Here is a 26,110-nt window from a genome sequence, read left to right on the forward strand (position 1 = left end):
CATAAAAGGATTTAAACTCAATCATAGTACTAATAATCTATTAAAAAAACTTAAGGGAAGATGAATATGAATCATCTTACAATACAGGAACGAACAATCATTCGTCAAATTCAAGAGGAAACCAATAAAAAAAATGTCGATAATATCTCAAGGACTGAAGCATACTTTTCTTTTTTTAAAAAACATCCAGATATCATTTGGTCTTTCTTAGCAAGCATGGTATCTAGGAATGGGGGGTGGAATATGTGTGACCTCCAAGGGTCAATATTTCCTCAATTATTAACGGACATGACGAGAAAGCAGCTTTTCCTTACCTATGAGCGGGCAAATTGGTTGATTTTCCATGATGTCTATCCCCAGTTATTGGTCTACCAATATTCGACGAAATTAAATCGAAAAATGTTTCATTTACTCCCTTATTTTCATGTTTCTACGTTTATCCAAAAAGAATGGTTTCGATATTGGAAAGAAAATGATAAGAACAGACTAACCACTTCCTTAATCATAAATGAACAAAATGTCATTCAAACACCGGTTATTGATCACCCTCTATATAAGAAAAAGGTTTTCCATTCGAAGCTTTTTTCTTTTCAAGATTGGTTTCATTTCAGTTGTGTACTATTTCCAACCTGTGGGGGAGAAGTATATGGGGCAAGTGCAAATGGTTTCAAATCACTTTCAAAAAGAATCAACTTGGGTAAAAGACTAGCCAGCATACTTTTTCATCCACGGCTATTTCCTTATTTTTATGAATTCGCTGAAAAAACGCCGCATACTGGTTCAAGAAATGATTATGAACAATATTTTAAAATAAAAACTGGCCTGAAAACCCCGATTTTGCGAGTGAGTTTCCCAGTTATAAAGCATAATCAACATAAATATGAGGATTGGAGTTCGCAACGCAGGGTATCCCCCTTCTGGTTGTATCTTCCCGCACGACATCGTCACCCTATTCACCTTACTGATTGGTACTTTGCTAAATCAAACCAACTTCAATTAATGTTGGCCCTCCAAAAGACCTTGCAGCTAAAAAAATGGAAATAAAAAAGCAGGGGAAGTGTCCCTTGCTTTTTGGTTGGTTGTTATTCGGCAGGTCGATTTTCTCCCACAAGCTTTTTATCACCGTAGCCTGTTTTTGTTGCTGCATCTGATTGAACTGTTTGCTGCTTTTTGTTTTGTTTATTATTTTTTGACATTAAAAAACACCTCCAACAATAGCTTGTGCGCTTTTTTATTTTTTCATGCAGGATTTAATTGATGTCGAATTACATGGGGGAAAATGCCATTTTACCACTACCTTTGACGAATAGCTTCTAGTTTTGTCAGGGTAGAAGGAAGCCGAAAAAAGAAAGAGAATAATTATACTTAATAGAAAATGCTGGGAGGGTTTAATAGATGAATAAGCCATTGTCCGATAAGGAAAAGTTGATTTCAATGCTGTCAGTAATATACGATCAATTAGAAGAATTGGAAGTGGTGCTTGAAGCATCCTTCTCAGACCTGCGCAAAAGTTTAGACAAGAAAGAGCAGGCTAAGTTAATCGTATCAAAACAAAAACTAATGGGACTTGAACGGAGTATTGATAAAGTTAACTCCATTTCTAATTTAGAGATTGCCTGTGCCAATCCAAATCATGTGTCTAGAGCCCTACAACTTGAATTGGGCTATTAATTGCCTATAAAATAATAGTAACGATTAAAGTAGCATAAAGATCTTTGCTACTTTTTATTTTTTAGAGAAAGGGTTTATTAAAAAGATGTCTGAAGAAATTATCCAATTAACGGAAAAACTTTTAGCTTATAATAGTTTATTCATGAAGTACTATCTAGAGGGAAGGGAGTCAGGGCTCAAGCATGATTTTCATGAAGTGATTAAGCCATTTGCAAATGAAGTTAAGGAAATAAATGACCAATGGAAACATGCCATGAAGAAATGGCTGTCTGAAACGGACCATAAACATCTTCATTTAAAGCAAATCGACACGACATCTGAACATATTGACCAGTTGTCAATTCAATCCTTTTTCCCGGAAACTAGCAAAACGAGATTTTTAAATGCAAATCGTACGGTTGAATTTTTCCTTTTGGAAATATTAAAAGAGGTTAAAAAATAGAAAAGAGATGCAGCTGCATCTCTTTAATTATTATTAAGAATGTTCGATGAGGGAGTTTTCATTATCCGTTTCAGGTATTACCGCGCCTTGTTTTTCAAGTTCACGGACAAGAAGACGATATTCTTTAATGTTAATATCGTTTTGAATATACGCTTTCTTAGCAAAATCCATTAATGTATTAACATCATCTGGTGTATAATCCCGACTTTGAATAAATTTGCTTTTTAATTCGCGAATGTCCATATCTATTAGCTCCTCCTTCATCCTTTTTTCTATCGTATCATGAAAATAAAGGATTCCTAGTTTTTAAAATATTTAAACTTCAGACAAAATTCTCGTCATTTTGACATTATTATTCTTTTTCAAAAGAATCACCTTTCCTCTCTCTCCTTCATAATGTGTAGTAGATAAAAAAGCGGAGGAGATGTTTGCCCATGTTTGGCAAAAAAAGGCCAGCTAATTACCTCAATTATGAATACTCGGGGCAAATGATGCAGCAAGGTCCAGTTGGTCAGATCAGGAATCAGCAGATTTTTAATAGTAATCAACCCTTCCATTACCAAGCTCAGCCCCAAAACTATGATTGGACCGCTTATCAACAACCCAATCAACAAATTCCTTATTACCCGCCAGTGTACCAGCAATATGAGCAAAACTATCAACATGGCTACGTTCCTCAAAATACGCCATACAATAGCCAGCCATTTTCGCAAAAAGATTCGCAATTCCTATTCCAGAACCCTTTACAGCCACAGGAAGAAATAGTTCAAAAACCACAGTATATGCCCATGAATGGTTATCCAGTGATGAACCCTTATCCTAAGCAAAGTGCAACCCCAAAACAGCCAGGAGGAGTCCAAACGTTTATGAATTCCTTCAAGTCCCAAGATGGATCAGTGGATATAAATAAAATGGTGAATACAGCAGGTCAAATGATGAATGCTGTAAGTCAAGTATCATCACTTGTAAAGGGATTTGGTGGAATATTTAAGGCTTAATAGTTGATTGGAGCGGAAGGCGCGAAGACTCCTGCGGGAGGACGGGGCAGGGGAGAACCCACAGGCGCTTAGCGCCGAGGAGGCTCCCCGGACCGCCCGCGAACCGCAAGCGCCTGGAGTGGAAATCAACAGCTAAGTTTTAACAGCAAAAAGACGGCCTTTTTACTAGCCGTCTTTTCATATGGAAGGGAAATGGAATTTAGTCTTCGATATCTATAATTTTCCCCTTTTCCTGTGGAATGCGGATTTTTAATAAACCATCACGATAGGATGCTTTCACTTTCTCTTCATTAATCGTATGCGGAAGTGAAACCGTTCTTGATGATTTTTGGCGTAAGTATTTACGTCGATATAAATGATTGATTTCGTCTTCCTCGGTTTCAAGTTCGTTATTTTCCACAGAAATAGTTAAATAATTTCCAGAAATGTTTAAATGAATTTGCTCTCTTTTTATCCCTGGCAGTTCTGCAGAGATGATGTATTCTCCACCTGTTTCAATCGTGTCAACATGAAAGCTCGATCCAGATGGAAATGGACTTTTAAAAAAATCATCGATTGATTGTAGAAAGCCTTTGATTGGTTTTTCATTGAAAAAGTCGTTCATCGATTTCATTAACTCACCAAAAGCTTCTGTTTTCGGCTTTTTAGGGTCATTCTTATCACTCGGTACCTTAGATGACATTAAGTTCCCCTCGCTTTCCAGTATTTCACTCGCTATTATATGCTGGCTAAACTGGGTAGGTGCCGTCATCGTATGGCAATAATTTTATGAACGATTTATTACAGTTGCTTTAAATATGATGTATATCACATTAAATATTTAGGTCGATTAGTATAGTAAAGCAGAAATAAAATCGAAAGTGAGGAACTAAAATGTTCTGTTATCAATGTGAACAAACTCCATCTGGCGGCTGTAATGTCATCGGTGTGTGTGGTAAAGATGAAACCATTGCTAGCTTACAAGACACGATTATTTTTGCATTAAAAGGAATTGCGGCCTATCGAACCCATGCTAATCAATTAGGATATACAGATCCTTTTGTCGATGCCACCACCCATGAAGCCCTTTATTTGACTTTAACGAATTCAAATTTTAATGTTCAAGAACATATCGACATGGCGATGAAAGTTGGCCAATCAGCAGTCCGCGTAATGGAAATGCTAGATGAAGCTCATACAAAGCGTTTAGGCATCCCTGAGCCAATCCGGGTCAGCCAAAACAAAATTGAAGGAAAATGTATTATTGTTACAGGTCACAACTTATTTGCTTTAGAGGAACTATTAAAGCAAACAGAGGGAAAGGGTATCAATATCTATACGCACTCTGAAATGCTACCGGCGCACGGCTATCCAGCATTGAAGAAATATACTCATCTAAAAGGGAATATCGGAAAAGCTTGGTACGACCAGCGACGACTTTTTGAAAATTTCCCTGGAGCGATTCTAGCAACGACCAACTGTGTAATGCCAATTAAAGGGTCATATGCAGACAGGATGTATACATATGAAGTAGCAGGTCTTGAAAATGTAGAGAAAATTATTAATGATGATTTTACACCATTAATTAACCGAGCTTTAGAGCTTCATGAAGCTGCAATTGATTCCGAAGAAACATTGTTAACAGGGTTCCATCATGAAACGGTTCTAGGCTTAGCACCTGAATTAATTGATGCAGTCAAAGCTGGTAAAATCAAGCGTTTCTTTGTTATCGCAGGCTGTGATGCACCGGGACCTGGCGGAAATTATTATCGTGAACTTGCCACTTCACTACCGCCAGAGACTGTTATATTAACAACCTCTTGTGGAAAATTCCGCTTTAATGACGTGGATTATGGTGTGGTGCCGGGAACCAATATTCCACGGTATATAGATTTAGGTCAATGCAATAACTCTGGATCAACTGTTAAGATTGCTTTAGCACTTGCAGATGCATTTGGATGTGAAGTGAATGAACTGCCGGTCAGCATCGTGTTATCTTGGTTTGAACAAAAAGCAGTTGCTATTTTGCTTGGTTTATTTAGCTTAGGGATCCAGGATATCCGCATTGGCCCGAAGCCGCCTGAATTTATCTCTGAAGGGGTATTACAGGTCCTTCAGGACCCCTTTAATCTAAAATTGATTGGAACAGCTAAAGAAGACATGGAAGACATGCTACAGCTCTCAATTAAATAAATATAATAAAACCGCAGCATAGATTTGCTGCGGTTTTTAATGTTTTAGATTAGATTAATTTCTTCCATTAGAATTTCAACATCTACGATCATGTTGCCTTCTTCATCTACTTCTATTAATTCATCTTTTTTCATTTTTGTTAGCGTCCTGCTTATGGTTTCTCTTGTCGTGCCGATCATATTGGCAAGATCCTTATTCGTGAATTCGGACTTTAAAAGGATCGTACCATCTTCTTGTTCTTTACCATGCTTCTGGGCGAGCCGAATCAGTAGTTTAATAATTTGTTCGTATGTGTTATTGAGAATCTGTTCTTCTAAACGATTTTGCAAATCAACGATTTTTTCTCCTAATACTTTAAAAACTTTAATACATAGTTCAGGGTTTTCAATCAGTACAGTTTCAAATTTTGAAATTGGAACAGCAATAAGAGTTGAGGACTCAAGTACTTCTGCATAGGCTGGGTAATCGCCTTTTCTGAAAAAACCTACATGGGGAAACATCTCACCTTTTTTAGCAATGGCGACGATTTGTTCTTTGCCATTAATGTCACTTTTATAAATTTTAATTTTTCCGTCATAAATAAAATAGACATTTTCAAGCGGGTCACCTTGGAGAAACACATGACTATGTTTTTTCCATTCCCTAGCTATAGCGATGTCAGAGATTTTTGTTATTTCAAAATCATTTAATTCACGAAAAAGGGTAAAATCAGCGAGCACCCTTTTAATTTCTTCAATTTTCATCCAATCACCTTCAAATATAGATTCCGTTACTATCTATTGTAACAAAAATTCTAGCAATAGTTTAATGTTATTGATATTTATTGGTTAAGTAGAATTTAAAGTTATTCTTACGCTTGGAAAAAAGTACTAGGCATATAAGAAATAAAAAAGTCGTTTTTTCTTTTGTTGCGAACGTTCATTCGTTAAAATAGAAGTAATGAGGTGAGGAAGCATGAAGTTAAGAAAAAGCCTGCAAGAAATTTTGTCAGACTTAAAAATAAATGATCAATTTAAGGAAAATATCGTTACATGGCACACCATCGAGGAAAAGCCGGCCCAAACAGTCCCGATGCCAAGAGACCTTCATCCGGTTTTAAAGTCTGCTCTAAAGAGCAAGGGAATTGAACAACTTTATACACATCAAAAATCAGCCTATGAAAAAATTATTGAGGGAAAAAGTATTGTTGCTGTTACCCCTACAGCTTCAGGAAAAACCCTTTGCTATAACCTTCCAGTTTTACAATCGATTCTAGCAAATCCAAGTACACGAGCTCTTTATATGTTTCCTACAAAAGCACTTGCTCAGGATCAAAAGAGTGAAATCAATGAAATTATTCAAGCGGCTGGCGTAGAGATTAACAGCTATACGTACGACGGGGATACACCAGCTAATATTCGTCAACGAGTAAGACAGGCAGGGCATGTGGTTATTACTAACCCAGATATGCTCCACTCAGCCATACTGCCACATCATACAAAATGGGTTTCTTTGTTTGAGAACCTTAAATTTGTTGTCATCGATGAACTTCATACCTATCGAGGTGTTTTTGGCAGTCATGTGGCCAATGTGATCAGAAGGTTGAAGCGTATTTGTAAGTATTATGGGAGTAACCCTGTATTTATTTGCACGTCAGCAACCATTGCTAATCCACTTGAACTCGCAGAAACCCTAACAGAAGAAAAGATGAACCTGATTGATAATAATGGGGCCCCTAGTGGTACAAAGCATTTTCTATTCTATAATCCACCTATTGTAAACAAACCATTAAACATTAGAAGAAGTGCCACACTTGAGGTTCGGAAAATTGCGGGTGAACTTTTAAAAAATAAAATTCAAACCATCGTTTTTGCGAGAAGCAGAGTTAGAGTCGAAATCATTTTGACCTATTTGCAGGAATTAGTAAAGAATCAGTTGGGAGCAAAATCCATAATGGGCTATCGGGGCGGGTATCTCCCAACCGAACGAAGGAAGATTGAAAAAGGGCTTCGTTCAGGTGATATATACGGTGTGGTCAGTACGAATGCACTTGAACTAGGAGTGGATATTGGGCAGTTGCAAGTGTGTATCATGACAGGCTACCCTGGTACGATATCCAGCGCATGGCAGCAGGCTGGAAGAGCGGGAAGAAGGCATGGAGAAGCCCTAGTCATTATGGTTGCAAGCTCCAGTCCCCTAGATCAATACATCATCCAGAATCCGGATTACTTTTTTAACAAAAGCCCTGAAACAGCAAGGATTAATCCTGATAATTTAATTATTTTAATCGATCATATGAAATGTGCTGCCTATGAACTCCCTTTTAAAGCGGGTGAGCATTTTGGAAGTGTAGAAACAGAGGAACTACTAGAATATTTAACAGAAGAACGTGTCCTTTATCATAATGGCGGGAAATGGTATTGGATGAATGATTCTTTTCCAGCACATAACATTAGTTTAAGGTCTGCATCACAAGAGAACGTGATTATCGTTGATCAGTCAGATGTTGCGAATGTAAAAGTAATTGGAGAAATGGATCGTTTTTCAGCGATGACACTTCTCCATGATGAAGCAATTTATTTACATCAAGGGACTCAATTCCAGGTAGAAAAGCTTGATTGGGAAGAGAAAAAGGCGTTCGTTAGGGAAGTCGATGTAGACTATTTTACTGATGCCAATTTAGCGGTTCAATTAAAAGTACTGGAAGTAGACAAACTTGAATCAATAGATGATGCTGAATTCGGTTATGGGGATGTTAGTGTAAGGGCGATGGCCACAATTTTTAAGAAAATTAAATTCGAAACCCATGAAAATATAGGGTCTGGACCGATTCATTTACCGGAAGAGGAGCTTCATACAAATGCGGCCTGGATTTCCTTAAACCATCCGATATCAGAAATGGGCCATGAGCGACTCGAACAGGGACTTGTCGGGACTGCGCATGCACTAAACCATATAGCTCCCTTATTCGTAATGGCCGACCCTCAGGATATTCATGTCATTCCGCAAGTAAAGGCAGACCATAACGAAAAGCCAACCATTTTCTTTTATGATCGCTACCCAGGTGGGATAGGATTAAGCGAGAAAATACACACAGGTATGTCGGAAGTATTTGAGGAAACAAAGAAAATGATTACTCGCTGTCAATGCGGATCCGGCTGCCCGTCATGTATTGGTACAGACACCGTTAGTGATACAGCAAAAAATGATACCTTAAAAATTATTGAAGCCTTTTTAAAACCCTCAATATAGGAGAAGGAAGATTAGCGATGTCGTTAAAAAATAAATTAAATCGTTTAAAACCACATCTTTCTGTTGGCGTTCAATCTGAAAAAATTAGTATTCCTCCTTTAGCGGTTAACATTGAGGTTCCTTTCAAGGAACAATGGGAGCAGGAAAACGTTTTTCCGTATTTTATGGATCAAAATTACTGTTTAATCAGAGAAGTGAAATATCCACTCTCATATCAGCATGGTCATTACTGTTTTCGTGATTTTCTAACCGCAGTAGATATATGGAACAAACAGCCCATAAATCATCCTTTATCAGCAGAAGGGCATCAATCGGAAGAATTATTCTTTTTTGATACTGAAACGACTGGACTTGGCGGTGGGGTCGGAAACACGATTTTTTTACTCGGCTATGCGAGCATTTCTGGTGATTCCCTTATCTTAAGACAACATATTTTACCGAATCCGGGGGCAGAGGTCCCTTTATATCAAAGCTTTCTAGAAAATGTGAATTATAAAACGCTGGTTACCTATAATGGGAAGTCATTTGATTGGCCGCAGGTAAAAACAAGGCATACGCTCGTAAGAGAACATGTGCCAAAGCTGCCGCAGTTTGGGCATTTCGATTTATTTCATGCGGCTAGAAGGCTATGGAAGCATAAATTAGACCGTTTAAAGTTAGCTGTTGTGGAGAAAGAGGTCCTTGGGGTAGAAAGGGTAGATGATATTCCTGGCTTTTTGGCCCCGATGATTTACTTTGAGTTTATTGATAGTAAACAGCCTGATGGAATGCTTGGTATTCTAAAACATAATGAAATTGATATTTTATCGCTTGTTACCTTGTATACACATATAACCTTTCAACTATGTGGAACAGATACTTCTCAAACCAGACCCGAGTCCTTTGAGGTAGGGCGCTGGTTTGCTTCATTAGGAGAACAAAATGAAGCAGAAAAAGTTTTGACCAAGCTTGCAAATGGAAGTGATTTTACTTCCTATCAAGCAAAGCATGCTTTAGCTATACAACACAAAAAAGAACGCGACTGGGAAAGAGCACGGAAATTGTTTTCGGATGTTGTTGATTCGGGTGATAAACCAATGATGTTAGATGCATGCCTGGAGCTAACCAAGATCCATGAACATAGGCTAAAAGATTATCAACTTGCGTTGGATTATTGTCAAAAGGCGATTATGATCGTATCACAATTTGAAAAACCACCTAAAATTACAGATCAAAAAAGCTTAGAAAAACTTAAATTTCGTTTAAGCCGGTTAGAGCGAAAAAATGCAAAATAACCTGTCTGACTATTGTTTTTTGTAAAGTTCATCTAATTGCCACAAAATCAGTGAAAATTAATTTAAAAAACCAGCATTTCCATATTGTTTATCATAGTTGAAAGAGGTAAAATTTGAAATTAGATTGAGAAAAAAACGACTAACAAAAAATTTGGAGCTGGTAACATGTATAAAGCGATTTTATTCTTATTTTTTATTGTCGTTTGTTTGACTGCAGTTATTTTTACGAGTTTAAAAGATAGCTTTTATTCTTTTTTATAGATGAAACATATGTCTAGGGTGGGCAGCCCTTTTTTGAGCAAAACTAGGCATATCTGAACATATATAAATATTGAAAACATAGCAATGAACGTATTAAACCAAAAAAATAGGTATTTTCATTAGTACAAGAGTAATCCCTTCAACATAGGCTGTAATGTAAACAAATAATTGAAGGGAGACTATTATATGTATCTTGGAACTAATTTTATGCCGCCAGTCATTCATCCGACTAAACAAATTGTGAACCATACGTTTTCAACGACAGTGGTTCCCCATATTCACCCTGTCCACACAACCACGGTAAATCACCATTTGTATCAACATAAACATTACTGTCCGCAAACTGCTTCTTGCGCTGAAGAGGTATGCAATCAGCAAATTAACTGCTGTAACCCATGTGCACCTGCTGCAATGCCAGCAGCTATGCCTGCTGCAAATGCTTTACCAAATGCTATGCCAGGAATGGGTGGTCCAGGCTTTGGACCAGGAGGCCCAGGCTTTGGACCAGGAGGCCCAGGCTTTGGACCAGGAGGCCCAGGCTTTGGACCAGGGGGCCCAGGCTTTGGACCAGGAGGCCCAGGCTTTGGACCAGGGGGCCCAGGTTTTGGACCAGGGGGCCCAGGCTTTGCACCAGGACCATTCATGGGTCCTAGACGTTAACTGAAGTAATGTCTTTTGCAGGGGCTTTTTAGCCCTTGTTTTTTAATTTTTATTTACTAATATGATATGCTTGTTTCATTCAAATGTTTGTCCATTTTAAAAAAAATTCTTGGTGAGGAGAACATTCATTATGAAAGTTCTGGCCATTTCAGGTTATAAACCCTATGAATTAGGAATTTTTAAAAATGACCATCCATCGGTATTATTTCTCAAGGCTGCTATTAAAAAATCACTTATTCCAATGATAGACGAAGGATTAGAGTGGGTGCTGATAAGTGGACAATTAGGTGTGGAACTGTGGGCTGCTGAGGTTGTATTTGAACTACAATTGGAATTTCCAGATCTAAAACTAGCAGTAATAACGCCTTTTTTAGATCAGCAAGCGTCTTGGAAGGAAAATAATCAGGAATGGTATGAGTCAGTCCTTGCACAAGCTGATTTCATTGATTCTGTTACAAAAAAGGGATATGAAAAGCCATGGCAATTTAGGCTGAAAAATCAATTTTTTGTAGAAAAAAGTGAGGGACTCCTCCTCCTTTACGATCAGGAAAGGGATGGGAGCCCAAAATATCTATATGAAATGGCTCTTGAGTACCAAAAAAAACATCTATATCCGATTGAGCTGATTACATTTTATGATTTGCAGATGATTGTCGAGGAAGAACAAATGAAACTCGCTGACTTTTAACCTTATTAGTCATTTTTTTAAGTACAAATTCATATATTGAAATGATTTATCAAATCAAAAATTTAGCAAAACAAATGAAAATTGACAAAACTACATATTTTTGAAAAAATAATAGGTAGTGATTGGCGAATACTGAGGTGAATAGAATGCTGTCAGATAAAGTGAAATTAACAGCTAAGGATATTTTAGAAAAAGAGTTTAAGACTGGTGTACGAGGCTATAAACAAGAAGATGTTGATAAGTTTTTGGATTTAATCATTAAAGATTATGGAACATTTCATCAGGAGGTTGAAGATCTTCAACAGGAAAATCTTCGACTTCGGAAACAGCTTGAAGAAACTTCAAAAAGACAGCCGGCGGCACAACCTGCAGGTACAACAAATTTTGATATCTTGAAGCGATTATCCAATCTTGAAAAACATGTTTTTGGTAACAAGCTCTACGATTAACAGAATGTATTAAAATTTCCTAATAATAACCATTGAATTACCAGCGTGAAATACATATAATAAATTGTATTCATTAATAACGTTCGGGTAATCGCTGTAAGAAGCATTTGCATTCTTGCAGAGGAAAGTCCATGCTCGCACGAGCTGAGATGCTCGTAGTGTTCGTGCCTAGTGAATTCATAAGCTAGGGCAGCTGGGGCTAGCATCCAGTTGACGGCCGGGAAAATACCTAAGTCCTTTTGGGGATATGGTATGAATACCTATAAAAGTGCCACAGTGACGTAGCCTTTCCAGAAATGGAAAGGGTGGAACGGGTAAACCCCACGAGCGAGAAACCCAAATAATGGTAGGGGCACTTTCTCTGAGGAATTGAACAAGGAGAAGGACAGGTTCAAATCTGAGCCTGTAGATAGATGATTACCACCTAAGTACGAGACACACCCGTGTCGTTTGTAGTACACTGGTACAGAACATGGCTTACAGAACGTTATTAATGGGAAAGTATGCTGGATATTAAATGGCTCTCCTGATAAGGAGAGCTTTTTATTATTACTAGACATATTGCATTCGTTGTCGACTTTTTGTCAATAATGAAAGCGAATTAAGATTATTTTTATTAAACATAAACATACATACAAATGAATTAAGGGTGAAAAAATGGGAAATTATCAATTAATAGCTACAGCGGCAATGGGACTTGAAGCTTTAGTTGCCAAAGAAGTACGATCATTAGGATATGACTGTGAAGTTGAAAATGGCAAAGTTACCTACACTGGTGATGAATATGCGATAGCCCGCAGTAATTTATGGCTCCGAACAGCGGACAGAATTAAGATCAAGGTCGGAGAATTTAAGGCATATACCTTTGATGAATTATTCGAGAAAACCAAGGCACTCCCGTGGGAAAAATTCTTACCTGAAGACGCGGAATTTCCTGTGATAGGTAAATCTGTAAAGTCAAAGCTCTTTAGTGTTTCTGATTGCCAGGCAATTGTTAAAAAAGCAGTGGTAGAACGAATGAAACAACATTATAAACGAAGTACCTGGTTTGAGGAAACCGGTGCTTATTTTCGCATCGAAGTGGCACTATTAAAAGATGTTGCTACGATCACCATTGACACTAGTGGTCAAGGGCTTCATAAACGCGGCTATCGTCTCGATCAGGGGGAGGCACCCCTAAAGGAAACACTTGCTGCTGCACTTGTCTTACTCACCAATTGGAAGGCAGACCGTCCTTTTATGGATCCTTTCTGCGGCTCGGGGACAATTCCCATTGAAGCGGCAATGATAGGGCAAAATATCGCTCCAGGTTTTAACAGAGAATTTGTTTCTGAGCGTTGGAATTGGTTTTCTGCAAAGGTTTGGGAGGACGCTAGAAATGAAGCAGAGGACCTTGCAAATTATGATCAACCATTAGACATATTAGGCACTGATATTGACCATAGAATGGTGAAAATTGCCCAAGAAAACGCCTTTGAAGCTGGATTCGCTGACTTAATTCATTTCAAGCAAATGCAGGTTAAAGATATTTCTACCAATAAACAGTACGGTGTCATAGTCGGAAATCCACCTTATGGTGAAAGACTAGGGGATAAAAAAGCGGTCGAACACATGTATAAAGAAATGGGTGAAGCATTCAATGCGCTTGATACATGGTCAATTTATATCCTGACTTCTAATGAACAGTTCGAACAATTTTATGGAAAGTCAGCGACTAGGAAGAGAAAGCTATTTAATGGCTTTATTCGTACTGACCTTTATCAATATTGGGGAAAGAAACCTCCTCGTCAAAATGAATTGAATCTAGAATAATCAATCGATTAATATACTTATGTTTGTGGTAACACATGAAAGTTTTTTGGGGAGGGTACTATGCAAAAACGCATGCCATTTGAGATTGCAAAAACTGAATCCTTTTATGATAAATTAGGTGAATGGATTGGTGACTTATTTTATGATATTTTGCCTGAAGCCGGATTCGAACTGAGAGATGAACAGATATTTATGGCTTTTCAACTTGAAAATGCCTACAAGGATAAAAAAGTAATGTTTGCAGAAGCAGGGGTTGGAACAGGGAAAACCATTGTATATTTGCTTTATGCGATTATGTATGCACGTTATACTAATCGTCCGGCTGTTATTGCTTGTGCGGATGAGACTTTAATTGAGCAGTTGGTTAAAAAAGAGGGAGATATCGCAAAGCTGGAGAAAATTCTTGGACTAGATATCGATGTCCGCTTGGCAAAATCGCGAGATCAATACCTGTGTTTAAAAAAGCTAGATCTGACCAGGAATACTGATTTTTCAGATGAAATTTCAGATATTTATGAAAAACTGCCTGATTTTGTTCATTCTGTTGGCTCCATGCAAACATTTGAAAGATATGGTGACAGAAGAGATTATCCAGCTTTATCAGATGAAAAATGGAGTGAACTTAATTGGGATGCTGTCCAAGATTGTTTTTCTTGTGAAAAGCGTCATCGCTGTGGGCTGACTTTGCACCGTGATTATTATCGACATTCAGAGGATTTAATTATCTGTTCCCATGATTTTTATATGGAGCATATCTGGACAAAGGAATCAAGAAAGCGAGAAGGGCAGCTTCCGCTTTTACCTGAGCATTCTTCCGTTGTTTTTGATGAAGGACACCTGCTTGAATATGCAGCGCAAAAAGCATTGAGCTACCGGTTTACTGATTATACATTAGAAACCCTGCTCACGAGGTTAATGGAAAATGAAGTACGTGAGAAGACCTTGTATACGATTGATGAGGCTTTATTAGATAACGAGGCATTTTTTGATGCGATTTCACAATTCTCCTCACTTTCACAAGGTTCTGAAAAACAAATGATTACGAAGCATCCATTAGTATTAAAAACATGCAGAAAGTTACTTTCAACCCTTCAAGAATTAGAGGAGGAATTAGTGTTTGAAAGTGAGTTATATGTCATTAATGAGTACGATCTGAAAATTGTCGAGGAATATTTGGAGCAAATCACCTATTCGTTATCACTTTTTCTTCAGGAATTAAACGGAATCACTTGGTTCGAGGAAAAAGGGGGAGAACGCACACTGGTTATTATGCCCAAAATGGTCGAGGAAGTAATGCGGGAAGAAGTTTTCACTCAGAAAAAGCCGTTTATTTTCTCATCTGCGACGCTAGCAAATCAAAAGTCGTTCGACTATATTGCTTCTAGTATTGGGGTTGATGACTACTTATCTTTTTCAGTGACATCTCCTTTTGATTATGATGATAGGATGGAGCTTTACCTTCCAAAATTTAAAGATGCTGATATTGAAGGGAAATTAGAATATATTTTAGAGGGAATTCGCAAATCAGAGGGACGTGCATTAGTTCTATTAAATAATAAAGAGGAATTGGCTCAACTAAAGAAAAAGCTATCAGGAGCAGTCCCGTATCCAGTTTATTTTGAAGGCGATGAAGAAATAAGCACACTTGTTTCTAAATTTCAGAATGAAGAACATGCGATACTTTGTTCACTTCATCTATGGGAAGGTCTTGATATTCCGGGAAGATCACTTGAAAATGTCTTGATATTTTCACTTCCTTTTCCACCTAATGATCCTGTCTTTACCGCAAAAAAGGCCGGTGTAGATAACCCATTTACGGAAGTTGACTTGCCGTATATGCTTCTCCGCTTACGTCAAGGCGTTGGCCGCTTGATCAGGAGTGAAAAGGATCAAGGAACGGTTCATATTTTAATTGATGAAGATATCGACACAATTGTCTTACAGAAAATTAAAGAAGTATTGCCAACAGAGGCTAAAGATTGATAATCATGAAGAATAAACAAAAGCGGAAGGACCTATTGAGGGTTCTTCCGCTTTGTGTTTTATCTACCTAATAATCGTAGGCCTTCAGCTGTCATGTTTTCTGGTGACCAGGCTGGCTCCCAGACAAGATTTACTTCAACTTTTTTAGTTTCTTCCATTCCTTCCACACAATAACGTACCCCGCTGGTTATGCTGTCATGGAGTGGGCAGCCGGGTGTTGTTAACGTCATGGTAATAGTAACATCAGCGGTTTCTGTTACCTCTACATTATAAATTAAGCCTAGGTCAACGACATTTATATTTAATTCAGGGTCGTAAACACTCTTTAACTCAGTTAGGATCTTTTCTTTTATATTCATCATAAACACCTCACTATTTTTTTAAAACGCTTAGGATATTAATTGCAATGATAATAAAAACAATCGAAAGTACGGACTGTCCAACATTAAAGAGAATAGCAATATGAAAAGCTAGAGCGCAGAAAACTATCAGTATAGCGACGATAAATAAAGAAAATAACGGCATAACCATTTTTTCATTCATCATCTCTTTTAATGAAGGGACCTTATTTTTCCCGATTTCCTTACTGTATTTGTAAGTCCACCAAAGGAATGGAACTATTTTATATAAATAACTAACAATACTTAAGACAATCCAAAGTAATAAATAGGCATAGATAAGTGGGCCAGTAAAAGTGTTAACATCATGATTCCAAAGCATAATAAAAGCTGCAAAATGAATTACATTTCCAAATCCAATAGCCACTAGTGCAAACGTAAAAGGTTTATCTAATGTTTTCTTCAATCTTTTTTTGATGATTATTCTAATATGCCAGCTGAAAATGGAAAATCCTATTAAAAGCAGCAAGAAACCAATTTTCAAAAGGGTATTGTTATTAGTAAAGAAGGAAACCAGCGATACGACAAGACCAGAAAGGTAAAAAACATAAACATATTTAGCTTGAATCATCGGAAAACCATGAGATAGAGAAAACATTGGCACCATCTTATATGAAAATCCAAAAATTAACAATGTAAACCAACCAGTAACTCCCATTAATAAATGGGCTTTAAAAATCGATTGATAATATTCACCGGCAAATCCTGTTTTTAAGCAATAAATCAATGTAATCCCTAAAGAAATCGTAATAAATAAACAAACAAGGGACGAACCGACGAAAGCTGTAAGAATAGTTGGTTTTGCTTGTTTTTTTAGTGTCATAAACATTTGGAATAAAAACATTAAGATGCCGAGTAAAGTAAGAACACCAGGAATCATTGCATTTTGAGGTGACCAATATAACATCGTTGAAAATGATTTTATACCGATCGCAGTAAGAAAAAATTGTATAAAACCAAATCTTTCATTCCATATTTTAGTTAGGAATGCAACAGGTACAAGCTGATACATCGCTCCCATTGCTGCCATTAATGCCCAGCCTAGAATTAATAAATGAACTGAAGACCAAATTACTGGGATTCTAAAGCTCCCATCCGCCATCAATTGACCATTTACTAAAAGAAGAATTTGCGATAACACCAAGGCAATTAAACTAAACAAGATAAATGAAAATGGAAGCTTAATATTCGTTTCACTTCCCATATTTTGAGGAAGCATGACATTTCACCCTCTTACCGGAAGATTTCAATTTTAAAACTTCCGTCATTTTGTTGTTCTGTACGCTGCTGATAGCCTAATTCTTCTAATTGCTCATAAAGGAACATCGGCCTGCGGTCATTAATTATTGTTAAAACCTCATTTTCCCCAAGGGGTTCCAAGGCGGCTAAGGTTCTCATCATTGGCTGTGGCGGTTCTAAACCTCGATTATCCAAAATCATGTTTATTAACCCCTTCTTCCATTAAGCTTTCTTTGTGAAAGTTACTTTCCAATGTTTACTCTCAATTTCTTCTTCTTCATGAGTAAAGCCTTTTGCTTTTAAAACCGCGAATAGTGGTACTGGTTTAAAGGGGGCATGAAGGATAAATATATCATTATCCTTTACTTCCTTAATCGCCTCCATTATTTTTTGAAAGGGTTCAATTTTATTCTTTAAATCCTCGCGTACATCAAGTTCGATAATTCGTTGTTCCATCGTAGTTACAACTCCTCTTATATTTTATAAATCAAAGCCTGCTAAATTAATAGAATAATTCCCGCTGAAGTGCTTCCCTGTCAATTAGGTAAAAACCATCCTCATCCAAGGCAACATAGTCTTTCTTTTTCACATGATTGATCGTCCTACTGACAGTTTCTCTTGAAGTGCCAATCATATTGGCTAATTCGCGATTGGTGAACTGCGTTGTTAGCTTATAGCGCTCGCCAACCATCTCGCCATTTGATTTACAGAGCCTAATAAGTAGTAAAATTATTTGTTCAAAAGTGTTATGGAGAACTTGTGCTTCTAATCTTCCCTGCAAATCTACTATTTTTTCTCCTAATACTTTGAATAACTTGATGCAAAGCTCTGGATAGGAAATAAGTATTTCTTCAAACTTATCTATGGGAATAACAATCAGATTTGTATCTTCCATCACTTCCGCATGAGCTGGGAAATTTCCTTTTCTGAAAAATCCTGCATGTGGAAACATTTCACCAGGTTCAAGCACGGATATTAGTTGTTCTTTCCCTGATTGGTCTGTTTTGCAGATCTTTATTTTTCCACTATGAATAAAGAAAACTCGGTCAAGTGGATCGTCCTGCATAAAAATATACATCTTATGTTTATAAAAACGAGTTTGTGCAATCTTCACGATGGGTTCTAATTCTTCTGCCGATAATTCTTTGAAGATTGGGACCTCAGATAATCTTTTTACTATGTCCTCTTGCTTCATTAACATCACCTTCGTATTAGTAATTCTGTTTGACTAAATTGTAGCAGTGTTTTCACTGTAATTATGTGACCTCCGTCATAGATAACTCGTTTTCATGAAAATAATTCTCAGTCGGATCTGTGTTGTGGGAAATATCACAGGAGTACGATGAGTTGCTTCACTGTGTGACGGTCTTGTGAAAGTTACAATACGATTTGTGACAAAATATGAAAGGGTGAATTTGGAATGGAAATACAACGGGGAACACCAACAAAAAAAGTGGTGAAGACAAATAAAAATGCAATGCTTAAATCAATATTAGTTATAACCATTTTACTGAGCTTCACGGTATTACTAGTAGGTGGCTATTGGATCTTTAAGGAGCAGGCACCAAGACCTGTAGAGGTTACCAATGAAAAGGGTGACGTTTTATTTACAAAAGATACAATTATGGGGGGACAGGCCGTTTTTCAAAAGTACGGTTTAATGGATTATGGTACCATTTTAGGTCACGGTTCTTATATGGGTCCCGATTATACAGCGGAAGCTTTAAAGCTCTATACTGAAGGAATGCAAGATTTTAAAGCAAATGATGAATTCGGTAAAGATTATGCTTCATTAAATGAAGATCAAAAATCTGTTATAAAAAATAAAGTAATAAAAGAAATGCGTAAAAATCGTTATGATAGCAATAGCGATACAATGAAACTAACAAATGCTCAAGCGTTTGGACTTGAAAAAGTAAGAGAGTACTATAAAAAGATATTTACTAAAGGCGACGGTTGGGGGTTAAAGGCAAACCTTATTAAAGAAGGGGACATGCCTAAAGACGATCGAGCTTATGTTGCAAAAGGGGATCAAATCACCCAAATATCTGATTTCTTTTTCTGGACTGCATGGCTTTCAAGTACAGTCCGTGAAGGAGATAAAATCACGTATACTAATAATTGGCCTTACTATGAAGACGCAGGAAACCAATTATCCTTTTCTGCTATTTGGTGGAGCGGTGCTAGCATAACATTATTTGTATTAATGGTTGGAGTTATCCTATTTGTTTTCTACCGTTATCAATTTGGTATGCAGGAAGCCTATAAAGAAGGTAATTTCCCACGAATTGATTTACGGAAAGTGCCGGTGACGAGCTCTCAGGTGAAAACAGGAAAATACTTCGTCATTGTGGCAGCATTATTCTTTGTCCAGTGTATGTTTGGGGCGTTACTAGCTCACTATTATATCGAACCTGATAGTTTCTTTGGTATGAAGTGGATTCACGATATTCTTCCATTTAATATTACAAAAGGTTACCACCTACAGCTTGCTATCTTCTGGATCGCAACGGCATGGCTTGGAATGGGAATATATGTAGCGCCGCTAGTTGGAGGTTATGAGCCTAAGAAACAAGGTTTATTAGTAGATATTTTATTCTGGGCACTGGTTGTCCTTGTTGTCGGAAGTATGGTCGGAGAATGGCTAGGTGCAAATGGCTACTTAGGAAACAACTGGTTCTTATTTGGTCATACTGGCTGGGAGTACATTGAGCTTGGACGTATCTGGCAGCTTATTTTGATTGTAGGTATGCTAATTTGGCTGTTTATCGTTTATAGAGGTGTCAGGGCTGGTCTGAAGAGAGAGAATGATAAAGGCGGACTAATTCACCTATTATTCTACTCAGCAATCGCGGTGCCAGCATTCTATATCTTTGCCTTGTTTATCAACCCAGGTACAAGCTTCACATTTGCAGATTACTGGCGCTGGTGGATTATTCACTTATGGGTAGAAGGTATTTTTGAGGTTTTTGCGGTTGTTGTTATTGGTTTCTTATTGGTTCAACTCGGTCTTGTAACGAAAAAATCTACAGTAAGACAACTTTATTTCCAATTGATCCTGCTCTTAGGCAGTGGGGTAATTGGAATTGGTCACCACTACTACTATAATGGTTCAGCAGAAGTTTGGCTGGCTCTTGGAGCAGTATTCTCAGCATTAGAAGTAATTCCGTTAACATTGTTGATCCTTGAAGCATATGAGCAATATAAGATGATGCGTGAGGGTGGGGTAGATTTTCCTTACAAAGGAACGTTCTGGTTCTTAATCTCTTTTGCTATTTGGAACTTAGTTGGCGCAGGTGTGCTTGGATTCTTAATTAACTTACCAGCAGTCAGCTATTTTGAACACGGACAATTCTTAACACCTGCTCACGGTCATGGATCCATGATGGGTGTGTACGGAATGTTTGCATGTGCAGTATTACTTTACTCATTGAGAAACATTGTAAAACCAGAGGCATGGAATGATAAGTGGATTAAATTTAGCTGTATCATGTTAAACGTTGGACTTGCAGGAATGGTTTTCCTATCCTTGCTTCCTGTTGGTTTCATCCAAATCAAAGAAGCCTTTAATCATGGTTATGCTGCTTCTCGTTCAGCATCATTCCTACAAAAGGATATTGTTGAAACATTATTAACATGGCGTGCGGTGCCTGACACCATTTTCTTAATCGGTGTGGTAGTATTATTGTTATTCTGTATTAAAGCAATCTTTAATTTACGGAAGCCAACCCACAAAGAAGGAGAAAAACTTCCTGTTAAAGATCTTTCAATTGACGAGGATTAATAGAAAAATCCGCAAAGGTCAGCTTTGCGGATTTTCTTTGTTCAAAATCAATATTTCGTGGCATTCAAAACAATAAATCTCTTTCTCCTCGGTATGGATACCGTTAAAAAAGCCATCTAAGCAATAAATTTCTTTACTGCAGCACTTACAATTTCCAATTAGTTCCTTCATTGGTCATACCCCCTGTATTAACAAAATCATCTTATTGGTGTGATACCACTCACTAAGTTTTAGACCAAGTTTCCTTATAATAAAAAAGAAGTTAACAAACTAATGGGAGTGATAATAATGCAAACTTACGCAAAAGTCATTAATGTACCAGATCTTGGGAGTACCTTGAGGAAGGTCCTGAAACATGGAGAGTAGCCATTGCTAAGAAGTAATCGTTGAAAAAAGTGACTTCTTAACAATCCCAGTTGTTTAACCATTTCGTAGTGCTTTATTTAGTTATTTTCCATCTAACATCCTCTTTTCCCTATAAATTTATTTTACAACAGAAATTCATTCTGTTGTTTTTTTATTCACTTGTGAACAGTATTTTGCATACTTTTCAGAATAATGTGTTAAAATTTAATGGGAAATAAAAGGGGGGGATTGCATTGAAATATGAACTATTAGAAAAAGAATTTCTAGATTATATGAAAAAGATGTCTGCCTACAACGAAGCACTTGGATTAGTTTATTGGGATCTAAGAACTGGGGCCCCGAAGCAAGGGGTGGAACAACGGTCCGAGGTAATTGGGATGTTATCGTCCGAAGTATTTAAAATGTCTACTTCTGAAGAGATGGCAGCATACATAGCTAATTTATCAAAACAATCACTGTCAGAAAAGACACGCAAAATCCTCGAAGAATGTAAAAAAGAATATGAAAGAAATAAAAAAATCCCAGCTGAAGAATACAAGGAATTTGTGATTCTCCAGTCAAAGGCAGAGAGTGTGTGGGAGGAAGCGAAGGGAAATTCAAATTTTGCCTTATTTAGTCCTTACTTAGAAAAGCTTGTCGCGATGACAAAAAAGTTTATCACTTATTGGGGTCATGAAGATAATAAATATGATGTGTTATTAGATATGTACGAACCTGGCATCACAATGAACGTTTTAGATCAAGTATTTGGTGAATTAAGAGATAAAATAGTTCCTTTGGTTAAACAAATTTCAAAATCTCCACATAAACCAAAAACGGATTTTCTATTTGAAAAATTTCCAAAGGAAAAACAACGTGAATTTAGTTTGAAGATCCTTGACAAAATAGGTTATAACTTTCAAGCAGGAAGAATGGATGAAACCGTTCATCCTTTTGCAATTGGGTTAAATCCTGGCGATGTCCGCGTTACCACCAAATATGATGAAAACGACTTTCGGACAGCAGTTTTTGGTACGATTCATGAAGGCGGTCATGCTTTATATGAACAGAATGTTTCTAAAGACTTGATTGGGACTCCTCTTTGTTCAGGAACATCAACTGGAATTCACGAATCTCAGTCTCTTTTTTATGAGAACATCCTTGGACGAAGTTTACCATTTTGGAAAAATAACTACGATCTTCTAAAAGAATATGCAAATGGTCAATTTAACCAAGTAGAAATTGAAGAATTCTATCGGGCTATAAACGAATCTAAACCGTCATTCATTAGAATTGAAGCAGATGAATTAACATACCCGCTCCATGTTATAATCCGCTATGAAATTGAAAAAGGCTTATTCAATGATGAGATCGATGTGAAGGATTTACCGACTATTTGGAATGACAAGTACGAAGAATACTTAGGAATTCGTCCTGAAAATGATGCACAGGGAGTTCTTCAAGATGTCCATTGGGCAGGAGGCAGCTTTGGTTATTTCCCATCTTATGCCTTAGGCTACATGTATGCAGCACAATTTAAGCATAAAATGATGGATGATCTTCCAAATTTTGATCAATTAGTCGAAGACGGTACCATTCTGCCGATAAAAGAATGGCTGACCGAAAATATCCACCAATATGGAAAAATGAAAAAACCGCTTGAAATCTTACAGGATGTTACAGGAGAAGGCCTAAATCCTAAATATTTAATTTATTATCTTTATGAGAAATATAGAAAGATTTATTTGTTAAATGAAAAAGGCTCATTGTGATTAAAGCAATGTAACAATGAAACAAAAAAGGCTTCAATCGATGAGATTGAAGCCTTTTTCAGCGCCCAGCGGCGTATGGACTTTTCTTATTACTATTTACTCCAAGTCTGAAATCCTTTTGAACCTGGAGGGGCATTTTGAATAATATCGATAAACGGAATCGTGTAAGCAAAAAGAATAAGGGCTGCTGCAATTCCAAGCCACAATTTCCAGTTTTCAAATACCATTGGTGCTTTTTCTTCAAGATTTTCTGCAACAGCAACAGGGAATTCCTCTTCCCCTTTTGGAGCAAAGAAGGCAAGATTGATAAATATGATAATAACCAGAATAATTCCTAGGAATAAAATGGTCCCACCGACTGCTTGAGCGATTTGATAAGGAATCCATTCTGCTGCTTGCTTTGCCCCGCCGTAGGTTGAGAAAGCGGAACGTCTTGGACCGCCAAGGAGACCTTGGAAGTGCATTGCACCTGACATGAATGCCATTCCAATAAACCAAACCCATGCTTGGATTATTCCTAATTTATTCATTGCTTTTGTCAATTTACGTCCAGTTAAATGTGGTACCAACCAATAGGAGATCCCAAAGAACGTTAATACAACCGATGTTGCAGCAGTTAAATGGAAGTGACCTGTCACCCAAATAGTATTATGAACTACCTGGTCCATTTGGTTGGATGCATTGATAATACCACCAGCTCCAGCAGGAATAAATGATGCCATACCAATAAATGGAACTGTGAAACGAGCATCTCCCCATGGCAGAACCTTAAACCAGCCAAACAGGCCTTTTGCTCCTTTTGAGCGACCATATCTCTCGAAGGTTGCAAAAAGAGAGAAGGCAGTCATTAACGATGGAATAATAACCATGAATGTTAAGATAACCTGTAAGAACTTCCAGGCAGGGTCAATACCTGGCTCTGTTAATTGATGGTGAAAACCAACCGGAATCGAGAATAGCAGGAACAAAATAAATGACAAACGTGCTAATGAATCAGAGAAAATTTTCCCACCAATAATTTTCGGGATAATCGCATACCAACACATATATGCAGGCAATAACCAGAAATAAACAAGTGGATGCCCAAAATACCAGAATAAAGTCCGACTTACTAACACATCAACAGTATCAACTAATCCAAGCGACCAAGGAAGTAATTGGAATAATACGGCTGCTGCAACTCCAAGAGTAGCGATAATCCACATGACTGTATTTATAACAGCCATAAAGCTTAATAACGGACTTGGCTGTCCAGGATGATTCTTCCTCCATTTTGCATAGGTCATGATTTGTGAGGCACCATCAATCCAGCTTCCTATAACGACGAAGGTTAAGCCTAAGTAAAATATCCAATGGGCTTTAAGTGGTGCATAAAAAGTGTAAAGTACGGATGCTTCCTTAAGTAAAACCATGGTAGCTGCCATTAAGGTACCGACTAACATGATCCAAAAACCGATCCAGCCAGTGCGGCGAGCAGCATTTGAATGACCGCCAGTGGTTCTGCTTACGGCAGCATACTGAAATCCCATAATAAAAAATGTCGTTAAAACCAATCCCATTAAAACACCATGGACGGTTAAGATTTGGTAGTAATCAATACCCCATGGAAGTTCCCATTTACCGGAACGGACAAGGGTTTGTAATAGCCCCATTAAACCACCAAGTGCAAGTGCAGAGAAGGCAACAAAAAAGTGGGCCATTGAAAGCTTTGCATCACGAGGATCAACTTTTACTTTTGCTGCTGTCGAGTTAGCCATTATTTTACCACCTCAATCATCGAACTCATTAAATGGTGACCAGCACCACAATATTCATTACAAACAATTAAATATTCACCAGCTTTATCAAACGTGGTTGTATATTCGCTGACATAACCAGGTTCAAGCATCATGTTAATATTTGTTCCAGCTACTTCAAACCCGTGGACAACATCTTTGGTTGTAGCAATAACTTTTACCTTTGCCCCAACCGGTAACTCTACTTTCACTGGATTATAGGAGAAAGCTGCAGCTACATATACTAATTCATAGTCCCAATCTTTACCTTCAACCTTATGTAATCCTGGTTTATCAAATGGTTTTGTTTGATCGACCTTATCCACATTAATCGTAGTTAAACAACTTGGCGGCTTGTTACCAAGATAGAATGCGCTTACACCCACAACTGTCAAAAATACTACCAGTGCACTAATTCCGAAAGTTAGCCAAATCTTCTCGAACTTATGCATATGCATAATTCTTTCCCCCTTCAATTATTAAAAGCGTTCAACAAATAGGTAATAGACACTTACCCAAGTGACAACAATAAAAGCTCCCAAAAAGAAAACGGACGCTAATGTCCCTTTAAGAGAAGAGCTGTCTTCTATTTCTGTTTTTTGGTTTGTTTTAAGTTCCGCCTTCGCCATCCCCCTGCACTCCCTTCAGAGTAGTTAAAATAAATGATTAGTTCTCTTTCATAATACAAAACAATTGTGAAGAAAAAATATCAAAATTAGCAGTTCACAAAATGTTCATTCCTTAGATATCTACTATGTTAATATTATAAAATTGATGTAACAGTGATTTATATCACAATCATCAGGGGGTATTTGTGACTAAAATGTGAACTATCACACTTTACTTGTGATAAAAGTAATTGAATAATCCTCCATACATGAATATAAACAACTTTTTGGAATGAATGTCACACTTTGGATACCTATAAATATGATATTAAGAAATTCATATTTTCCTTCAGAAAAGAGTGTGTTTTTGTGGAAAAATATTATTGTGATCGTTGCCGCCTTTTGTATGACCAGGTAGAAATCTGTAAAATCTGCGGAACATTAGTGAAAAATAAAATTAAAATTGAAGTTCAAAAACAACCCGATAAAAAATAAGTCGCAAAAACATTTTATAAGCAATTTACTTGCTTCAGACTGTCGACAAATCC

At 37.3% G+C, this 26,110-nt stretch carries 26 protein-coding genes and 1 other RNA gene; 15 read left to right on the plus strand and 12 right to left on the minus strand.

From position 1 onward, the window contains the following. Positions 1-66: 66 nt before the first annotated feature. The 3 genes from J7E77_RS02475 to J7E77_RS02485 all read left to right on the plus strand — a co-directional run bounded on the left by J7E77_RS02475 (position 67) and on the right by J7E77_RS02485 (position 2,113). Entirely contained in the window at positions 67-1,044 is a 978-nt protein-coding gene (locus J7E77_RS02475) for a DUF2515 domain-containing protein (RefSeq protein ID WP_214712106.1), read from the plus strand. Between the two features lie 351 nt (positions 1,045-1,395). Further along, the gene (locus J7E77_RS02480) at positions 1,396-1,671 is read left to right on the plus strand and encodes a hypothetical protein (protein WP_214712108.1); all 276 of its coding nucleotides are present in this window, start codon (positions 1,396-1,398) and stop codon (positions 1,669-1,671) included. An 85-nt stretch (positions 1,672-1,756) separates the two neighbouring features. After that, positions 1,757-2,113 (plus strand): DUF1798 family protein, encoded by a 357-nt coding sequence (locus J7E77_RS02485; protein WP_168244887.1) that lies wholly within the window; start codon positions 1,757-1,759, stop codon positions 2,111-2,113. A 33-nt stretch (positions 2,114-2,146) separates the two neighbouring features. On the opposite strand, the gene yppF is transcribed toward J7E77_RS02485, so the two are convergent. Next, positions 2,147-2,356, minus strand: coding sequence for a YppF family protein (yppF, locus tag J7E77_RS02490; RefSeq protein ID WP_098931669.1), 210 nt, complete (start codon positions 2,354-2,356; stop codon positions 2,147-2,149). Positions 2,357-2,547: 191 nt separating this feature from the next. Between yppF and J7E77_RS02495 the strand changes: the two genes are divergently transcribed. Continuing rightward, positions 2,548-3,111 (plus strand): YppG family protein, encoded by a 564-nt coding sequence (locus tag J7E77_RS02495; RefSeq protein ID WP_214712109.1) that lies wholly within the window; start codon positions 2,548-2,550, stop codon positions 3,109-3,111. Positions 3,112-3,310: 199 nt separating this feature from the next. Here J7E77_RS02495 and J7E77_RS02500 read toward each other — a convergent pair whose 3' ends face one another. Further along, positions 3,311-3,793, minus strand: coding sequence for an Hsp20/alpha crystallin family protein (locus J7E77_RS02500; protein WP_088088761.1), 483 nt, complete (start codon positions 3,791-3,793; stop codon positions 3,311-3,313). Between the two features lie 191 nt (positions 3,794-3,984). Here J7E77_RS02500 and hcp point away from each other — a divergent pair, with 191 nt between their 5' ends. Continuing rightward, positions 3,985-5,283, plus strand: coding sequence for a hydroxylamine reductase (hcp, locus tag J7E77_RS02505; RefSeq protein WP_214712111.1), 1,299 nt, complete (start codon positions 3,985-3,987; stop codon positions 5,281-5,283). A gap of 44 nt (positions 5,284-5,327) precedes the next feature. Here the strand turns inward: hcp and J7E77_RS02510 are convergent, their stop codons facing one another. Continuing rightward, a complete protein-coding gene (locus tag J7E77_RS02510) occupies positions 5,328-6,026 on the minus strand; it encodes a Crp/Fnr family transcriptional regulator (protein ID WP_168244883.1) in 699 nt (232 codons plus the stop codon). A gap of 211 nt (positions 6,027-6,237) precedes the next feature. Between J7E77_RS02510 and J7E77_RS02515 the strand changes: the two genes are divergently transcribed. The 8 genes from J7E77_RS02515 (at position 6,238) to J7E77_RS02550 (ending at position 15,641) form a co-directional block, all read left to right on the plus strand. Continuing rightward, complete coding sequence (locus tag J7E77_RS02515) at positions 6,238-8,514, plus strand: DEAD/DEAH box helicase (RefSeq protein ID WP_168244882.1); 2,277 nt, start codon at positions 6,238-6,240, stop codon at positions 8,512-8,514. Between the two features lie 17 nt (positions 8,515-8,531). Beyond that, a complete protein-coding gene (locus tag J7E77_RS02520) occupies positions 8,532-9,788 on the plus strand; it encodes a ribonuclease H-like domain-containing protein (RefSeq protein ID WP_214712112.1) in 1,257 nt (418 codons plus the stop codon). Positions 9,789-10,235: 447 nt separating this feature from the next. Further along, positions 10,236-10,709, plus strand: coding sequence for a CotD family spore coat protein (locus J7E77_RS02525; protein ID WP_214712114.1), 474 nt, complete (start codon positions 10,236-10,238; stop codon positions 10,707-10,709). A gap of 130 nt (positions 10,710-10,839) precedes the next feature. Further along, entirely contained in the window at positions 10,840-11,397 is a 558-nt protein-coding gene (locus J7E77_RS02530; protein ID WP_214712116.1) for an SLOG family protein, read from the plus strand. A 146-nt stretch (positions 11,398-11,543) separates the two neighbouring features. Beyond that, complete coding sequence (gene gpsB, locus J7E77_RS02535) at positions 11,544-11,846, plus strand: cell division regulator GpsB (RefSeq protein ID WP_066257064.1); 303 nt, start codon at positions 11,544-11,546, stop codon at positions 11,844-11,846. Between the two features lie 79 nt (positions 11,847-11,925). Continuing rightward, an RNA gene (gene rnpB, locus J7E77_RS02540) (RNase P RNA component class B) lies at positions 11,926-12,331 on the plus strand. A gap of 172 nt (positions 12,332-12,503) precedes the next feature. Then, positions 12,504-13,658: a THUMP domain-containing class I SAM-dependent RNA methyltransferase gene (locus J7E77_RS02545; protein ID WP_214712117.1), complete on the plus strand. Its 1,155-nt coding sequence runs from the start codon at positions 12,504-12,506 to the stop codon at positions 13,656-13,658. A 60-nt stretch (positions 13,659-13,718) separates the two neighbouring features. After that, positions 13,719-15,641 (plus strand): ATP-dependent DNA helicase, encoded by a 1,923-nt coding sequence (locus J7E77_RS02550; RefSeq protein WP_214712118.1) that lies wholly within the window; start codon positions 13,719-13,721, stop codon positions 15,639-15,641. A 59-nt stretch (positions 15,642-15,700) separates the two neighbouring features. On the opposite strand, the gene J7E77_RS02555 is transcribed toward J7E77_RS02550, so the two are convergent. From J7E77_RS02555 to J7E77_RS02575, 5 genes are read right to left on the minus strand one after another with little or no spacing between them, the layout of a single operon-like run. Next, positions 15,701-16,000, minus strand: coding sequence for a metal-sulfur cluster assembly factor (locus J7E77_RS02555; RefSeq protein ID WP_214712130.1), 300 nt, complete (start codon positions 15,998-16,000; stop codon positions 15,701-15,703). A 13-nt stretch (positions 16,001-16,013) separates the two neighbouring features. After that, the gene (locus J7E77_RS02560; RefSeq protein ID WP_214712119.1) at positions 16,014-17,258 is read right to left on the minus strand and encodes a hypothetical protein; all 1,245 of its coding nucleotides are present in this window, start codon (positions 17,256-17,258) and stop codon (positions 16,014-16,016) included. A 14-nt stretch (positions 17,259-17,272) separates the two neighbouring features. Next, positions 17,273-17,479 (minus strand): DUF2249 domain-containing protein, encoded by a 207-nt coding sequence (locus J7E77_RS02565; RefSeq protein WP_214712120.1) that lies wholly within the window; start codon positions 17,477-17,479, stop codon positions 17,273-17,275. Positions 17,480-17,500: 21 nt separating this feature from the next. Continuing rightward, a complete protein-coding gene (locus tag J7E77_RS02570; RefSeq protein WP_066257048.1) occupies positions 17,501-17,734 on the minus strand; it encodes a DUF2249 domain-containing protein in 234 nt (77 codons plus the stop codon). A gap of 46 nt (positions 17,735-17,780) precedes the next feature. Continuing rightward, a complete protein-coding gene (locus J7E77_RS02575; RefSeq protein ID WP_098931685.1) occupies positions 17,781-18,473 on the minus strand; it encodes a Crp/Fnr family transcriptional regulator in 693 nt (230 codons plus the stop codon). A gap of 225 nt (positions 18,474-18,698) precedes the next feature. On the opposite strand from J7E77_RS02575, the gene J7E77_RS02580 reads away from it, so the two are divergent. Next, positions 18,699-21,062, plus strand: coding sequence for a nitric-oxide reductase large subunit (locus J7E77_RS02580; RefSeq protein WP_214712122.1), 2,364 nt, complete (start codon positions 18,699-18,701; stop codon positions 21,060-21,062). 18 nt (positions 21,063-21,080) lie between these two features. Here the strand turns inward: J7E77_RS02580 and J7E77_RS02585 are convergent, their stop codons facing one another. Continuing rightward, positions 21,081-21,233: a hypothetical protein gene (locus J7E77_RS02585; protein WP_214712123.1), complete on the minus strand. Its 153-nt coding sequence runs from the start codon at positions 21,231-21,233 to the stop codon at positions 21,081-21,083. A gap of 467 nt (positions 21,234-21,700) precedes the next feature. Here J7E77_RS02585 and J7E77_RS02590 point away from each other — a divergent pair, with 467 nt between their 5' ends. Further along, positions 21,701-23,179, plus strand: coding sequence for a carboxypeptidase M32 (locus J7E77_RS02590; protein WP_214712131.1), 1,479 nt, complete (start codon positions 21,701-21,703; stop codon positions 23,177-23,179). A 92-nt stretch (positions 23,180-23,271) separates the two neighbouring features. Here J7E77_RS02590 and J7E77_RS02595 read toward each other — a convergent pair whose 3' ends face one another. The 3 genes from J7E77_RS02595 to J7E77_RS02605 are packed head-to-tail and all read right to left on the minus strand — an operon-like array spanning position 23,272 to position 25,583. Next, on the minus strand, positions 23,272-24,936 hold the full coding sequence (locus J7E77_RS02595; protein ID WP_214712125.1) for a b(o/a)3-type cytochrome-c oxidase subunit 1: 1,665 nt from the start codon (positions 24,934-24,936) through the stop codon (positions 23,272-23,274). Next, a complete protein-coding gene (locus tag J7E77_RS02600; RefSeq protein ID WP_214712127.1) occupies positions 24,936-25,412 on the minus strand; it encodes a cytochrome c oxidase subunit II in 477 nt (158 codons plus the stop codon). The genes J7E77_RS02595 and J7E77_RS02600 overlap by 1 nt, the downstream gene beginning before the upstream one ends. Positions 25,413-25,433: 21 nt before the next feature. Beyond that, positions 25,434-25,583: a cytochrome c oxidase subunit 2A gene (locus tag J7E77_RS02605; protein WP_168244867.1), complete on the minus strand. Its 150-nt coding sequence runs from the start codon at positions 25,581-25,583 to the stop codon at positions 25,434-25,436. Positions 25,584-26,110: the final 527 nt, after the last annotated feature.

The sequence above is a fragment of the Bacillus sp. ISL-77 genome (assembly GCF_018613105.1).